Below are 14,650 nucleotides of genomic sequence, written 5' to 3' on the forward strand. Positions count from 1 at the left end.
TGGCCATGGCACGCATTATTGAAACGTCAACCGGGTTGGATGCTCTGACATTCGACGACGTGCTCCTGCAGCCGGGACACTCCGAGGTCATGCCCGGCCAGACGAATATCGCCACCCGCATCGCCCAGGACATCGAACTCAATCTGCCGATCCTGTCGGCAGCCATGGACACGGTGACGGAAAGCCGCCTTGCAATCGCCATGGCTCAGGCCGGCGGAATGGGCGTCATTCACCGCAACTTGACACCGGTGCAGCAGGCCGAAGAGGTCCGTCAGGTCAAGAAGTTCGAAAGCGGCATGGTGGTCAATCCGGTCACGATCGGTCCTGATGCGACCCTTGCCGAAGCGCTCGCTCTGATGAGGGCGCATGGCATTTCCGGCATCCCGGTCGTCGAGAAGTCGCATCGCCTCGCGGGCATCCTTACCAATCGCGACGTCCGCTTCGCCTCCGATCCGGAGCAGAAGATCCACGAACTGATGACTCACGAAAATCTGGTCACGGTCACGGACAGCGTGCAGCAGCAGGAAGCCAAGCGCCTGCTGCACAAGCATCGCATTGAGAAGCTGCTGGTCGTCGACGGCGAAGCCCGCCTCGTCGGCCTGATCACCGTCAAGGATATCGAAAAGTCGCAGCTCAACCCGAATGCCTCCAAGGATGCGCAGGGCCGCCTTCGCGCCGCCGCCGCCATCAGTGTCGGTGACGATGGCTACGAGCGTGCCGAACGCCTGATCGACGCCGGCGTCGACCTTCTCGTCGTCGATACCGCCCATGGCCATTCACAGCGCGTTCTCGACGCGGTCACCCGGGTCAAGAAGCTCTCCAACTCTGTTCGCATCATGGCCGGCAATGTCGCCACCTATGATGGTACACGGGCGTTGATCGATGCCGGCGCCGATGCCGTCAAGGTCGGTATCGGCCCTGGTTCGATCTGCACGACCCGCATCGTCGCAGGCGTCGGCGTGCCCCAGCTCGCCGCCATCATGTCGGCGGTCGAGGCCGCGCAGGCACAGAATATCCCCGTCATCGCCGACGGCGGTATCAAGTTCTCCGGCGACCTTGCCAAGGCGATTGCCGCCGGCGCATCTGCCGCCATGGTCGGCTCGCTCCTCGCCGGGACGGACGAAAGCCCGGGCGAGGTCTATCTGTACCAGGGCCGTTCCTTCAAGGCGTATCGCGGCATGGGCTCCGTCGGCGCCATGGCGCGGGGCTCCGCAGATCGCTACTTCCAGGCAGAAGTACGCGACACGCTGAAGCTGGTGCCGGAAGGCATCGAAGGCCAGGTGCCCTACAAGGGTTCGGTCTCGGGCGTGCTGCACCAGCTCGCTGGCGGCCTCAAGGCGGCCATGGGCTATGTCGGTGGCGCCGACCTCAAGGAATTCCAGGAGCGTGCCACTTTCGTGCGCATCTCCGGCGCGGGCTTACGTGAAAGCCATGCCCATGACGTCACCATCACCCGCGAAAGCCCGAACTATCCGGGTGCCGGCGGCTGATCGATGCCGGGTAACGCTCAAGGCAACGTCAGGTCTCTTCAAGGCCTGACGGCGGTGCTCGCCGCCTTGTCGCTGGCACTTTTTGCCTGGATCTATGCGGGCTTCGTCACGGCCTTCCGCGACGCCGCCGCAGGACAGGAGATGCTGGATGCGCGCATCGGCGGCTACGAGCAGGAAGACGTCGCCGCCATGCTGCGCTACCTCAAAGATCATCCTGACCCGGCCGCAATCCTGCATTCCATGTATCTTGGGCCCGAGCTGGTCTTTCCGCTCGCGTTGGGCGGCCTGCTATTCTGCATGCTGCGGCTGGTCAGGCCGGGCGGCACTTTTTTCGGCCGACCGATCCCGCCTGTGGTGGTTTCGCTGATTTTCCTCCTGCCGATCTTCTACGGCGTGATGAACTATGCCGAAACTATTGCCGGCCTGCTGCTCTATCCGCCGGCTGCGCCGTCTGATGGCACCGTGAGGCTGCTCGCGGGCCTGCTGCCGGTCATCGTGCGGCTAAAGTTCCTGTTGCTGGTTGTCACCATCATTCTGCTGGCCCGGTTCGCGATTCTTCGCTACCTGTCTCCGGACGGTTCCAAGCCGTCCTGAACGGTCATTTCCGCCGTTCAGCAACCCGTAGGGCGGTCCAGCGTTTCACGGAACGTTTTCCCGCTCTATCCTTTGTTTTTACGCAATTCCGGACGGAAAGCCGCTTCGCACTTTTCCTGGAATTGCTCTACGGAGTTGGCGGCGTGACCGGCTATGAGATGTTCTGGCCCATGGTGGCCCATGCAGTGCTTGTCTATGTTCTCTACGCGCTGTTGGGCTTGCGCCGCCGGAGCGCGGTGAAGGCAGGCCGGATCAAGCAATCGCAGTTTCGCGAGAATTATGCTGCCGATGAGCCGGCGGAAAGCTTGGTGGTGCGCAACAGCATCGCCAATCAGTTCGAACTTCCCCTTCTTTTTCACGCTTGCTCCATCGCGCTCTTCGTCGCTCAGGCGGATAATCTGCCCGCTTTGATCCTGGCCTGGATCTTCGTTGTGTCGCGCTACGCCCACGCCTTCGTGCATGTCACCAGCAACAACCTGCGATACCGCAGCCCGCTTTTCGCCATCGGCTATATCGCCCTTGCCGGCATGTGGGTCTGGCTTGCTGTCTGGATGGCATTCTCCTGATCTGACTTGCGTTCCTGCAGGAAACAACCTGCGGTAACGTATTTGTGTTCTTCCTTTACCGCCCCACCGCACTCCGTTGACCTATCTTGTCATCGGGTGGCTTTGCTTTGGGATGCTGGCTGCTGGGGAAAGGTGAAGAGGAAACCAAAATGAACATGGATAAGCCCATCGTGACGCAGGCGATGATCAATGCCTATGACGAATATACGCATCTGACGCTCGACCGGCGTAGCTTCATGGAAAAGCTGACGAAACTCGCAGGCTCGGCCGGGGCCGCCGCCGCAATTGCGCCTTTGCTTGCGGCCAACAAGGCGAGCGCCGAGATCGTTGCCGCCAATGATAGCCGTCTCGATACGAAGGACGTCACCTATCCTCGCAGCACCGGTGAAATGAAAGGCTACCTCGCTCAGCCCAAGGGAGCCGGCGGTAAGCTTGGCGGTGTGATCGTCATTCATGAAAATCGTGGGCTCAACCCGCATATCCGCGATATCGCTCGCCGTATTGCGCTGGAAGGTTTCATTGCCCTAGCGCCGGATTTCCTGTCGCCGCTCGGCGGTACGCCGGAGGATGAGGACAAGGCACGCGATATGTTCAACAAGCTCGATGCGGGGCTGACGGTTGCCAATGCCGAAGCGAGCCTGGCTTACCTCTCCAAGCTCGACGGCTCCAACGGCAAGGTCGGCGCTGTCGGCTTCTGCTGGGGCGGTGGCGTTATCAATCGTTTCGCCACCAAATCACCGGAGCTGAAGGCCGGCGTCGCCTATTACGGCATGCAGCCCGCCGCCGCAGATGTGCCCGACATCAAAGCCGCCCTGATGCTGCATTATGCCGGCCTCGACGACCGTACCAATGCCGGCATCGATGCTTATCGGAAAGAGCTGCAGGCCGGCGGCAAGACCTTCGAGATATTCGTCTATGACGGCGCCAATCACGCCTTCAACAATGACACCTCGGCTGCCCGCTACGACAAGAAAGCCGCCGATCTTGCCTGGGGTCGGACGATGGCGTTTCTGAAGAAGTATCTGGCTTAGGCTAAGCGGTCAGCGACATGGGAGCGGACGCGACAGCGGCATTCGCGACCGCGTCCATCTGCTGGTCGACACGATACTTCGATCCTTGTCTCTGGCAGCACATTGTTTCTCTATATTAACACTTAAAATTGAACTTTTCCCATTTACGCGCATTGAACATGCGTGTGGCATAAACCGGCGCACGCCCCGGCGTCGTTCCGAGTGATAATGAAATGGGAAATGGATGAGCCCGGAAACACCCGACCGCATCAAATTCCGCAAGCAGCCCAAGCAGGAGCGCAGCATCCACCGCGTCGATGTCATTCTGTCGGCTGCCGCACAGTTGATTGCCGAAAAAGGCGTCAGCGCCATGACAATGACGGAGCTTGCCACTGCTGCCGGCGTACCGATAGGTTCCGTTTACCAATATTTCCCCGAGAAAGCCGCGATCGTCACAGCATTGTTCGATCGCCACGCCGTTCTCGTCCAGCAAAAGACGACGGAAGTCTTCGCCGTCGTAAAGTCCCTCGACCACGCCGTTGATCTCGTCTGCGGCATGATCGACTGGTACTATCGCGAGTTCCGCGGTGATCCGACCTATATGGGCGTGTGGCTGGGGACGGAAATGGACCAGGATATTCTGAGGCTGAACATTCAGCACAGCAACCGCGTCGCCGAAATTTTCCTGACGGGCATCGAAGCTTATATCCCGGCTGGCAGTGAAATCGACCTGCACGCCCGCACCCAACTCTTCAGCCACCTTATTGGCGCTTCCGTCCGCCTCGCGGTCATGAGCGAAAAAAGCCTCGCCGTCCGCATGCTCAACGAATGGAAACAGGTGATCCGGGCGACGCTGTTTGCCGAGCCAAGTGCGGGTGAGGCAATAGGCACCGCGCAGTAGGCAGTAGGCATATTCTCCGGAATTCGGTGGCCGATGCCACCCGCGCCAGTTCTAGGCCCAAAGTAGATATCGGTCGCCCCATCAAAATGGCCGACCGACAACGGTGATGTCGCACTGAGCAAAACCTAGCCCGGAGTACTCAGTGTCCAACGGATTCAGCCACGGCCATTTGCTTCTGCATCAGCGTCAGGCCGAAGATTGCGAGCCCGACGAGGGTGAGTGCGAAGCCGGCCCAGACAGCCGAGAGAAGGCCGTAACCTGCCGCAACCGTGACACCACCGGCCCAAGCACCCACGGCATTGGCGACGTTGAGCGAAGCTAGATTCATGGCGCCCATCAGGCTAGGTGCTTCAGGGGCGAAGCGGGTCAGGCGAACCTGGATGGTCGGAATGGCAGCCATCATCGCGGCACCCACGCCGAACATGGCGGGGAAGAAGACCCAGGGATTGGCGCCGCCGGTTGCCAGAATTGCCATGATGGACCAACGCGCTGCCGAAACCGACGACGATGCCGCGGGCCGGATAGCGGTCGGCCAGCTTGCCGCCATAGACATTGCCTGCCGTCATGCCGATGCCGAAGAGGGTCAGCGCAACAGGGATCATTTCAGGATCGAGCCGGACGACGTCGGTGACGAAGGGGGCGATGAAGGTATAGACCGCGAAGATGCTGGCGACGCCGAGTGCAGCTACGAGCATCACGCCCCAGACCGAGCCCTTGCGCAAGGCCGAAAGCTCCTGGATGACCGGGACACCGTCAAGCGCTTTCGTGCGCGGCACCCACTGTCTGATGGCGGCGAAGGCCAGCAGCGAGAAGGCCGCGACAGCGAGATAAGTCTGGCGCCAGCCGACAGTCTGGCCGAGGAAAGTGGCGAGCGGCGAGCCGACGATGGTCGCGACCGTGAGCCCGGTCATGACGATGGCAAAGGCCTTGCCCGCCTGACCCGGACCGACGATGTAGGAGGCGACCACCGCGCCGGCGCCGAAATAGGCGCCCTGCGGAAGGCCGCTAATGAAACGCGCCAGCATCAGGAAGCCGAGGTTCGAAGCCACGGCCGACAGCACGTTGCCGGCGATGAACAGGCCCATGAGCAGCAGCAGAAGCGTGCGGCGGTTGAGCCGGGCTGCAGCGAGCGTTACGAGCGGCGCACCGATGACGACGCCGAAGGCATAGGCCGTAATCGCGTTGGTGGCGTCAGGAACACTGATGCCGAGGCTGTCGGAGAACAGCTGGATGATGCCCATGCTGGCAAATTCCGACGTTCCGATCGAGAAGCTGCCGAGGGCGAGCGCCAGCAAGGTCAGCTTCTGGGAACGGGCGACGCCATCGGTTGCGGCGGGGAAGTAGACCTGGGTTTCTGAGGTGATGGACATTTCGATGATCCTTTCGGGAACGGAATGGGGTGCAGTCGTTTGGCGGAACTCAAAACCAGTGTGTTGCTTGACGAAATGGATCTCATGTTCGGCCCGGCGGCAGTAGCCAGGTCGCTTTCTCACGATTTGAGAAGAAAATTCACAGATGGGTGCGAACGGCGCTGCTTATCCCGAGACAGCACCTGCGTTCGCGGCTATTGTCGGCCCCACTTGTAGACCGGTGCGGGGGGCGGCATGGACAACAGGGCTGGCGAGATGATGGTTTTCGTTCAAGTCGTCGAGGCCGGCAGCTTTTCGGAAGCCGCCCGGCTGCTGCTGATGACGCCGTCCACGGTTTCAAAGCTTGTAGCGAGGCTGGAGACCCGGCTGGGCGTCCGGCTTGTCGAACGCTCGACGCGGCGGCTGGTTCTCACCAAGGAAGGTGAGTTTTACTACGAGCGAAGTCAGCAACTGCTCGCCGATCTCAACGAAACGGAACAGCAGATCGCGCAGGGCGGCGCCGAGCCGGAGGGCATGATCCGGGTAAGTTCCTCGGTGACCTTCGGCGTCGCGGCGCTGGAACCGATCCTGCCTGATTTCTGGCAGGCCTATCCGGGCATCGTCGTCGATCTGTCGCTGTCCGACGAGACGGTCGATCTCTATCTCGACCGGACCGACGTGGCGATCCGAGTAGGCAAGCTCGCCGACTCCAATCTGATCGCTCGCAAGATCGGCACGACCCGCCGCCGCATCGTCGCCTCGCCGGCCTATCTCGAGAAATGGGGCGTCCCCGAAACGCCGGAGGACCTGCTCCGTCACAATTGCCTCGGCTTCAACTTTCGCCGGGCGAACCCGGTGTGGCCGATGCGTGAAGGAGGTCGGATCGTCGAACGGATGCTGAGCGGTTCGCTTCTGGTCAACAATGGCGAAACAATCCGCCGGATGGCGATCGCCGGCGTCGGCATCGGCCGCATCGCGGACTACCACGTCCGCGGCCCGATCGCCCGGGGCGAGCTGATCGAGCTGCTCGCCGACAGCACCGTTTCCGATTTCGACGATATTAACGCGCTCTACCGGGGCGCGCAGCTGATGCCGGCCCGCGTACGGGCCTTCATCGATTTCACGGTGCCGCGCATGCAGAAGTTCCTGGCGGGCGAGCCGCTTGGGGATACCATAGCCGCCAACACCTAAACTGTGCTTGAATTTGCAGGCCATGACCTTCACTCCAATCCAGGAAGCGGTGCTTCCGGGTTGACGACACCGGCATGGCGGATTTCACGCCAGAATTCGGTGGGGATCTTTTCGGCCAGTGCCGCGCTGTCTTCGGCGATGCGGCCAGGCTTGCTGGCCCCGGGGATGACGGCGGCGACGGCGGGGTGGGCGAGCGCGAATTGCAGGCCTGCGGCCTTCATGCTCACGCCATGGCGGTCCGCTATGGCCTTGATGCGGGCGACCTTGTCGAGAATTGCCGGCGTGGCGGGCGCATATTCGAAGTTCGGGCCGCCAACCAGCGCGCCGGAGCTATAGGGACCACCGACGACGATGCCGAGGCCGCGCTCGGCGACCATGGGCATGACGCGCTGAAGCGCGCGGTCATGGTCGAGCAGCGTGTAGCGGCCGGCGAGCAGGAAGCCGTCAGGGCGCGGACCGTTCAACGCCAGCAGCAGTTCGATCGGCTCGACGCGGTTGACGCCGAGGCCCCAGGCCTTGATCACGCCTTCGTCGCGCATCCGGTCGAGTGCCTTGAAGGCACCCTTGCGGGCGCTCTCGAAAACGTTGAGCCATTCGTCGCCATAGAAATCCTGGGCAACGTCATGGACGAAGGCAATATCGATCTGCTCGGTCTTCAACCGCTTGAGGCTGTCCTCGATCGAACGGTAGGTGGCGTCTTCCGAGTAGTCGTTGACGATCTTGTTGGGGCGGCCATATTTGAAGACCTCACCCTTCTCACCGAGGTCGCGAGCGCTGACGTCCCCGATCTCGTCGAGAATGACACGGCCGACCTTGGTGCTGATCACATAGTCTTCGCGCGGCTTGCCGGCCAGCGCCTGGCCCATGCGGATCTCCGCAAGGCCGGCGCCATAGAAGGGCGCATTGTCATAGTAACGGATGCCGTCATTCCAGGCGGCTTCCACCGTCGCCAGGGCTTCGGTTTCCGGAATGTCGCGGAACATGTTGCCGAGAGGGGCCGCGCCGAAGCCGAGCTTGCTTGGCAGAATATCCTTGAGAGTCATGATCTTATCCTTTCGTTCTTGGCTGTATGAACCAGGGCCTGTCCCTGTTGGCGGAAGAGATAGAAGAGGTCGGGTTTAGGCGGTAGCCGGTGGGGGTTCGCAGGATATGCGAAGGGAATTCACAGATCCCACGAACCCATGAGGGCTGCCTCCTCGATCACCGTGGCGACATCCTCGGCCTTCGAGATCAGGCCGCTTGAACCAGGACGATGTTCTTGGCCGGTTGCGCGGCGGCGGGGACGACACCGATGACGACGGTGCCGAGCATGAGAGAAGACAGGATGGATTTCATTTTCAACTCCATAGGTTGTGATAGGCTCTGGACGATCGGCAATGTCTCTAACCGGTGCCCGGATGCGGCATCGCCGACTGGGTTTCTCCATATCCTTCGGTTTTGACTGCGTTTTCGCTTCAAGCGATGGCTGCAACATAAAGGCCTTCTGCATGACCAGCCATGATCGCGCCTCCCAACCTCATGCCCCGGCGTCCGAAACCAGTTTCCCGATGATGGCGTCCCGCGCAGACTTCCTGTCACAAATTCTGACGCTGATCCGGCTGCGTGGCGAACTGATCTTCTCGGCGGAACTCCATGCGCCCTGGGCTTTCGGCTTCGCGCCCGGCTCCGGCTATTTCCACGTCGTTTCGGATGGCGAAATGCGGCTCACGGCCAGCGACGGAAAGATTGTCGATGCCGTTGCCGGCGATCTGCTCGTCCTCCCCCAAGGCAGCGGCCATGCGATCGGCACGCCGGGGGCAAAGCCAATCGATGCGCGCGTGGTGCTCGAGGCGCAATTGCGTGACGACAGCCTTGTGGTCCGAATGGAGGGCGCTGGTCCCCTCACTCGGGTGATGACCGGCGTCTATCGCTTCGAGGGCGACAACATGCCCTCGATGCTCGCGGTACTGCCCTCCGTGATCCACATTGCTGGATCGACGGATGCGGAGGACCAGGGCTGGCCAACCCTGCTCGCGCATTCCCTGCTGGCAGAGGCGCGTGCAGCACATCCGGGTGCCGCAATCATGATCTCGCGTCTGATTGATGTGATGGTAATCCGGGCGATGCGCATCTGGGTCCGCACCGCACCACCCGAGGAGAAGGGCTGGCTCGCGGCGCTCGCGGATGCGAGGATCAGCCGCGCGCTAAAGACCATCCACGACGAGCCGTTTCGGCGCCGCAGCGTCGCAGACCTCGCGGCCACGGCCGGCATGTCGCGATCCAATTTCGCCGAGCGCTTCTCGACCCTAGTCGGTGCCGGTCCTCTGCACTACCAGACCCGCTGGCGCTTGCTGCTAGCAAGCGACATGCTCCGGCGCTCCGACATTCTGGTCAGCGAAGTGGCGCGCCGAGTGGGCTACGAGTCCGAAGCCGCCTTCAGCCGGGCCTTCAAGGCGCAATTCGGCATTCCACCGATGATCGCCCGCGGAAATTAGGCCGCTTTCAGGGCCTCGTGCCTCGCAAGGCTGCCATTCAATCTCCGCTGCTTACAGCCTAAGCATCACCAGCCCGGCAGGATATGTCCGGCGCGCAGGCGCGGATGGTAGCGGGTAAAGGTCTTGACCTCGCCTTCGAGATCGTCGTCGACCGCCGCCGGCGTGATGTTGTCCAGGCAGGCGGAGATGTGTGCGGTGATGGCGTTCATCAGCGATACAGAAAGGCCCGGCCGCTTCATGATGCCGATCTGCACCGGCGGCAGCGGCGGGAAGCCGTCCGCCTGGCTCAGCACCTTCATGCCGGTGCGAAGCGCCGATTCGGGCATGACCGATACCGCCATGCCGGCAAGCACCGCAGCGGCAACCACGGTGCAGGACCAGCTGGTGAATAGGATCTGGTAGTCGCGACCGCCGGCATCGAGCGCCGAGCAGGCAAGCTGCCGCCACTGACAGTCGCGCCGCCCGACGGCGAGCGGAACGGGTGCGTCGTCGCGCAGCGGATGATTGGCCGAGCCAACCCAGCAAAGCGGCTCGGTGCGCACGACATCGGACATCCTCTCGCGCGGATTATGGGTAACCAGCGCGATATCGAGCTCACCACGATGCATGCGTTCGGCCAGATCGACGGAGGGTTCGCAAACGATATAGAGCTCGACATTCGGATGCGTCTTTGCGAAGCGGCCAATGATCTCGGGCATGTAGCGATCGGCATAATCGTCTGGCGTGCCGATGCGCAACGTGCCCTCCAGCCGGTTGTCGTCGAAGGCGGCGATCGCTTCGTTGTTCAGGCGGATGATGCGGCGCGCATAGTTGAGCAGCTTTTCGCCCTCCGCCGTCAGCCGGTTGCCACGGCCATCCTTGATGAAAAGCTGCTTGCCGACGCGTTCCTCCAGCCGGCGCATCTGCATGGAGACAGCCGATTGCGTCTTGAATACCCGATCGGCCGCCTTGGTGAAGCTGCCCGAATCCACGATGGCGATGAAGGTCTGCAACTGATCGATATCGAGCGGCGCGGCCATGATCTCACCTATAAAAGAGTTTGATAATTATCATTAGAAACATTCGTTGGACTGATCAATAGGGCTTTGGCATCTTCCTAATGCAAATCAGCATATCAATCGGACAGATCCTCCTGCCGAACTCCTCCCAACCACGCTCCTTCTCCGGACCTCCGGGAAGGAGCTTGGCCAGCGTGTGCCTGAAAGAAAGGACCATTGAAATGCGCACGACAGATCGGACACTACATCTCGGCCACGCAAGGCCGTCGCTGCCCTTGACGGCACGCCTGACGCTTGCTTTCGATAAGATGGCATCCGTCTGGCGCACACTCCGCAACCGCCGCGAGATCAATTCTCTGAATGAGCTGAACGACAGCCAATTGATGGATATCGGCCTGACGCGTCATGACATCGAATCGGCGCTCAACACCTCGACCTTCTTCGAGGATCCGTCCAGCTATCTGACCAACTCCGCGCGCCGCCGTACGCGCTTCCTCGGCCTCAATAACTTTCGTCGCTGAGGGCGATTAAACGTTTCCCCGCAGGGTGATAGCCAATAAGCCCTGCCTCTTACCCGGTGTTCGGTTCCCAACCGACACCGGGTTTTTTCTTTTGTGAGAGCGGCTTTGCCCAAGGAAAGGCGATCGGGAAATTGCCTTGTCTTTCGAATGCCTTATGTTACGACCGAACCAAATGCGGAGGCTGTGATAATGGCAACAGTGATCCTCTTCCATTCCGTTTACGGGCTGCGCCCCCTCGAACTGGACGCCGTCGAGCGCCTGCAGGCGGCAGGGCATAAGGCGTTCGCGCCCGATCTCTATGACGGTTGGGTCGCGAACTCGATCGACGAAGGCTTCGAATTGAAGGATGAGATCGGTTGGCCGACCATTTGCGAAAGGGCGGAATGGGCGATGGCGGGCCTGCCGCCGTCAACGGTTCTGGCCGGATTTTCCATGGGCGCGGCCGTTGCGGCAAGTCTTTGGCCGAAGCGGCCCCAAACCGCCGGCGTGCTTTACCTTCATAGTGTCGCCCAAATCCCCGAAGACGCTCGCAAGGGCTTGCCCGTGCAGGTCCATCTTGCCGATCCCGATCCGTTCGAGCCCGCGGAAATTGTTGCTCAATGGCGATCTGCAGCCGAACGATCGCAGATCGCGGCTGATGTCTTCACCTATCCGGGCGCCGGCCACCTCTATACCGACGCCAGCCTGCCCGATTACGATGCCAAAGCGGCCGATCTGACCTGGAGCCGGGTCATCCGCTTCCTCGACACGCTCTAGGCCGGGCTTGAACTAAAGGCGGTTGCCGCTTACATTCCCTGCGGTCAGTCATTCCAACAGGATGTGTGCAACAATGGATTCCAACCCGATCACAAAGCCAATTTGCCTTGTCACCGGGGAACGTCATATCCATGCCTGCATCCATCATCCTATCCAATCTCTCGTGGTCCACGCCTGACGGCCGGCCGCTTTTCTCGAACCTTGATCTGAGTTTCGGCGCCGAGCGCACCGGCTTCGTCGGCCGCAACGGTGTCGGCAAGACCACCCTTCTCAAACTCATTGCCGGCGAGCTGCAGCCTCAGTCCGGGGCGGTGTCTTTCGGGGGCAGTCTCGGCATTCTGCGCCAAAGCGTTCGTGTGCAGCCCGACGAAACCGTCGCCGATCTCTTCCAGGCGAGGGACGCGCTGGCTGTTCTCCGCCGTGCCGAAGCGGGTGAGGCAACGGCCGAGGAGCTTGCTTCAGCGGACTGGACGCTGGAAGCGCGCATCGCTTCCGCTCTCGACCGTGCCGGGCTCGATGCCGCACCCGGCACGCTCCTCGCGGCGCTATCGGGCGGGCAGCGCACGCGCGCCGGCCTTGCCGCGCTGATTTTCACAGAACCAGATTTTCTCATTCTGGACGAACCGACGAACAATCTAGACCGCGAGGGTCGCGAGGCCGTGATCGAGCTGCTTGCAAACTGGCGGGCGGGCGCGATCGTTGTCAGCCACGACCGGGAATTGCTCGACACGGTGGATGCCATCGTCGAGCTGACCTCGCTCGGTGCCACGCGCTATGGCGGCAACTGGAGCCAGTATCGCGAGCGAAGGGCTATCGAGCTTGCCGCCGCCGAACACGATCTTGCCGATGCCGAAAAGCGCGTTGCCGAGGTTGCCCGCAACGCGCAGGCAACGGTGGAACGGCAAGCGCGAAGGGATGGTGCCGGCAAGAGGAAGGCTGCCAAGGGCGGGATACCGCGCATCATGCTCGGCGGGCTGAGAGAGCGGAGCGAGATGACGGGCGGCGAGAACGCCCGCCTTGCCGAACGCCGGCGCGCCCAGGCGCTTGAAGACGCCACCGCTGCCCGCGAGCGCATTGAAATCCTTCAGCCCCTGTCGATCAGGCTTCCGTCGACTGGACTGCCGGCGAACAAGGTCGTCCTGAAGATCGACGGCGCGACAGTTGGCTATCAGCCTGGCCAGCCGGTTATCAGCGATCTCACTTTCGACATCACTGGGCCGAAGCGCATAGCTGTCACCGGTCCGAATGGTTCGGGCAAGACGACGTTGCTGGCGCTGATCTCCGGAGAGCTGCAGCCCTGGGCCGGGACGATCAGCCTCATGACCGCGGTCTCGATGCTCGACCAGCAGGTGAGCCTTCTCGATCCGTCGCTCTCGATCCGCGACAATTTCCGGCGGATGAACGCGCAAGCGGGTGAAAATGCCTGCCGGGCGGCGCTTGCCCGGTTCATGTTCAGGGCTGACGCCGCGCTTCAGATCGCATCCACGCTCAGCGGCGGGCAATTGCTGCGCGCCGGTCTCGCATGCGTCCTGGGCGGACCGACGCCACCCCCGCTGCTGATCCTCGATGAACCGACAAATCATCTCGACATCGATTCGATTGCCGCAGTCGAGGCCGGCCTGCGCGCTTATGACGGCGCGCTCCTGGTTGTCAGCCACGATGAGGTGTTTCTGGAGGGCATCCAGATATCCGGCCGGCTGGAACTGTCTTCGCGGCGGGCAATCGAGGCCTCGATTACGGAATAAGCAAAATATGCTCTTAGGTGGCAACTGGCCAATTGGTCCGACTTTTGGCTCGACCCTGAGCTGGCTGCAACCACCGCCTCCCATCGGAATGCCGCCACACTTGTTACTCCCACTGTCCGATTCCCGATGCCAGACTATCTCATGACCAATAGCGAGCAATGAGCAGCGATTGGAACCGCGCCTCGGCGACGAGGCACGGAAATTCGTCCCAAATAGGAGATTTCAAAGCCATGACTATATCAGCTGAGAACGGACGGAAAAACGGACACCCTGCCATGCACACACCACCTATCGTGTCGCCAGAGGCCTGGGAGGCGGCCCGCAAGGGGTTACTCGTGAAGGAAAAGGAGCAGACCCGCGCCCGTGACGCCTTGGCCGCCGAGCGCCGGCGCATGCCGTGGATGGCCGTGGAGACGGCATATACGTTCGAGGGGCCAGCCTGCAAGGCCAGCCTGCTCGACCTGTTCGAAGGTCGCCGTCAGCTGATAGTCTACCGCGCCTTCTTCGAGCCGGGCGTGTTCGGCTGGCCAGACCACGCCTGCCGGGGCTGCTCCATGGTGGCCGACCAGGTCGCCCACGTCGCTCATCTGAATGCCCGTGACACCACCCTCGTTTTCGTATCGCGTGCGCCGCAGGCTGATATCGCGCGGCTGAAGGCGCGGATGGGCTGGGAGGGGATACCATGGTTCACCGTCACCGACAGCTTCGACGGCGACTTCGGCGTGGATGAGTGGCACGGCACGAACGTATTCTACCGCGACGGCAAGCGCGTGTTCCGCACCTACTTCATCAACAACCGTGGCGACGAGCAGATGGGGGGCACCTGGAACTACCTCGACATCACACCGCTCGGCCGGCAGGAGGTCTGGGAGGAATCACCCGAAGGCTATCCTCAGACCCCAACCTACAAATGGTGGAACTGGCACGACAGCTACATTGCAGACGCAGCGCCCGATAAGAAGTGGGTCGAGGTTTCGGATGCCGGAGAGAAGGCGTTCCGGAACCAGGACGCGGGTGGGAGGCCATGAGCCAGACCAGCTTCAATGGCCGGAAAC

General features: G+C 61.7%; 13 protein-coding genes and 1 pseudogene. 11 read left to right on the plus strand and 3 right to left on the minus strand.

What is annotated here, in order from left to right; translation table 11 throughout:
• The first annotated feature begins 5 nt into the window (after positions 1-5).
• The 5 genes from guaB to CCGE525_RS04670 all read left to right on the plus strand — a co-directional run bounded on the left by guaB (position 6) and on the right by CCGE525_RS04670 (position 4,561).
• Entirely contained in the window at positions 6-1,490 is a 1,485-nt protein-coding gene (guaB, locus tag CCGE525_RS04650) for an IMP dehydrogenase (protein ID WP_120703261.1), read from the plus strand.
• Between the two features lie 54 nt (positions 1,491-1,544).
• Positions 1,545-2,084, plus strand: a complete 540-nt coding sequence (locus CCGE525_RS04655) for a hypothetical protein (protein WP_245472086.1) — start codon at positions 1,545-1,547, stop codon at positions 2,082-2,084.
• A 143-nt stretch (positions 2,085-2,227) separates the two neighbouring features.
• The gene (locus CCGE525_RS04660; RefSeq protein ID WP_120706253.1) at positions 2,228-2,650 is read left to right on the plus strand and encodes an MAPEG family protein; all 423 of its coding nucleotides are present in this window, start codon (positions 2,228-2,230) and stop codon (positions 2,648-2,650) included.
• Between the two features lie 155 nt (positions 2,651-2,805).
• Positions 2,806-3,681 (plus strand): dienelactone hydrolase family protein, encoded by an 876-nt coding sequence (locus CCGE525_RS04665; protein ID WP_120706254.1) that lies wholly within the window; start codon positions 2,806-2,808, stop codon positions 3,679-3,681.
• Between the two features lie 223 nt (positions 3,682-3,904).
• Positions 3,905-4,561 (plus strand): TetR/AcrR family transcriptional regulator, encoded by a 657-nt coding sequence (locus CCGE525_RS04670; protein WP_120703263.1) that lies wholly within the window; start codon positions 3,905-3,907, stop codon positions 4,559-4,561.
• Positions 4,562-4,700: 139 nt separating this feature from the next.
• Here the strand turns inward: CCGE525_RS04670 and CCGE525_RS04675 are convergent.
• Positions 4,701-5,931, minus strand: a pseudogene (locus tag CCGE525_RS04675) (MFS transporter).
• 234 nt (positions 5,932-6,165) lie between these two features.
• On the opposite strand from CCGE525_RS04675, the gene CCGE525_RS04680 reads away from it, so the two are divergent.
• Positions 6,166-7,101, plus strand: coding sequence for a LysR family transcriptional regulator (locus CCGE525_RS04680; protein ID WP_120703264.1), 936 nt, complete (start codon positions 6,166-6,168; stop codon positions 7,099-7,101).
• A 29-nt stretch (positions 7,102-7,130) separates the two neighbouring features.
• Here the strand turns inward: CCGE525_RS04680 and CCGE525_RS04685 are convergent, their stop codons facing one another.
• A complete protein-coding gene (locus CCGE525_RS04685) occupies positions 7,131-8,144 on the minus strand; it encodes an aldo/keto reductase (RefSeq protein WP_120703265.1) in 1,014 nt (337 codons plus the stop codon).
• A gap of 444 nt (positions 8,145-8,588) precedes the next feature.
• Between CCGE525_RS04685 and CCGE525_RS04690 the strand changes: the two genes are divergently transcribed.
• The gene (locus tag CCGE525_RS04690; protein WP_120706255.1) at positions 8,589-9,575 is read left to right on the plus strand and encodes an AraC family transcriptional regulator; all 987 of its coding nucleotides are present in this window, start codon (positions 8,589-8,591) and stop codon (positions 9,573-9,575) included.
• Positions 9,576-9,640: 65 nt separating this feature from the next.
• Here CCGE525_RS04690 and CCGE525_RS04695 read toward each other — a convergent pair whose 3' ends face one another.
• The gene (locus CCGE525_RS04695; protein ID WP_120703266.1) at positions 9,641-10,594 is read right to left on the minus strand and encodes a LysR substrate-binding domain-containing protein; all 954 of its coding nucleotides are present in this window, start codon (positions 10,592-10,594) and stop codon (positions 9,641-9,643) included.
• 200 nt (positions 10,595-10,794) lie between these two features.
• Here CCGE525_RS04695 and CCGE525_RS04700 point away from each other — a divergent pair, with 200 nt between their 5' ends.
• The 4 genes from CCGE525_RS04700 (at position 10,795) to CCGE525_RS04715 (ending at position 14,623) form a co-directional block, all read left to right on the plus strand.
• Complete coding sequence (locus tag CCGE525_RS04700; protein WP_120703267.1) at positions 10,795-11,094, plus strand: YjiS-like domain-containing protein; 300 nt, start codon at positions 10,795-10,797, stop codon at positions 11,092-11,094.
• A 189-nt stretch (positions 11,095-11,283) separates the two neighbouring features.
• On the plus strand, positions 11,284-11,850 hold the full coding sequence (locus tag CCGE525_RS04705; RefSeq protein ID WP_120706256.1) for a dienelactone hydrolase family protein: 567 nt from the start codon (positions 11,284-11,286) through the stop codon (positions 11,848-11,850).
• Between the two features lie 131 nt (positions 11,851-11,981).
• A complete protein-coding gene (locus tag CCGE525_RS04710; RefSeq protein WP_120703268.1) occupies positions 11,982-13,595 on the plus strand; it encodes an ABC-F family ATP-binding cassette domain-containing protein in 1,614 nt (537 codons plus the stop codon).
• A 230-nt stretch (positions 13,596-13,825) separates the two neighbouring features.
• Positions 13,826-14,623, plus strand: a complete 798-nt coding sequence (locus CCGE525_RS04715) for a DUF899 domain-containing protein (protein WP_162950128.1) — start codon at positions 13,826-13,828, stop codon at positions 14,621-14,623.
• Positions 14,624-14,650: the final 27 nt, after the last annotated feature.

Origin of the sequence: Rhizobium jaguaris (assembly GCF_003627755.1) — a bacterium.
GTDB lineage: Bacteria > Pseudomonadota > Alphaproteobacteria > Rhizobiales > Rhizobiaceae > Rhizobium > Rhizobium jaguaris.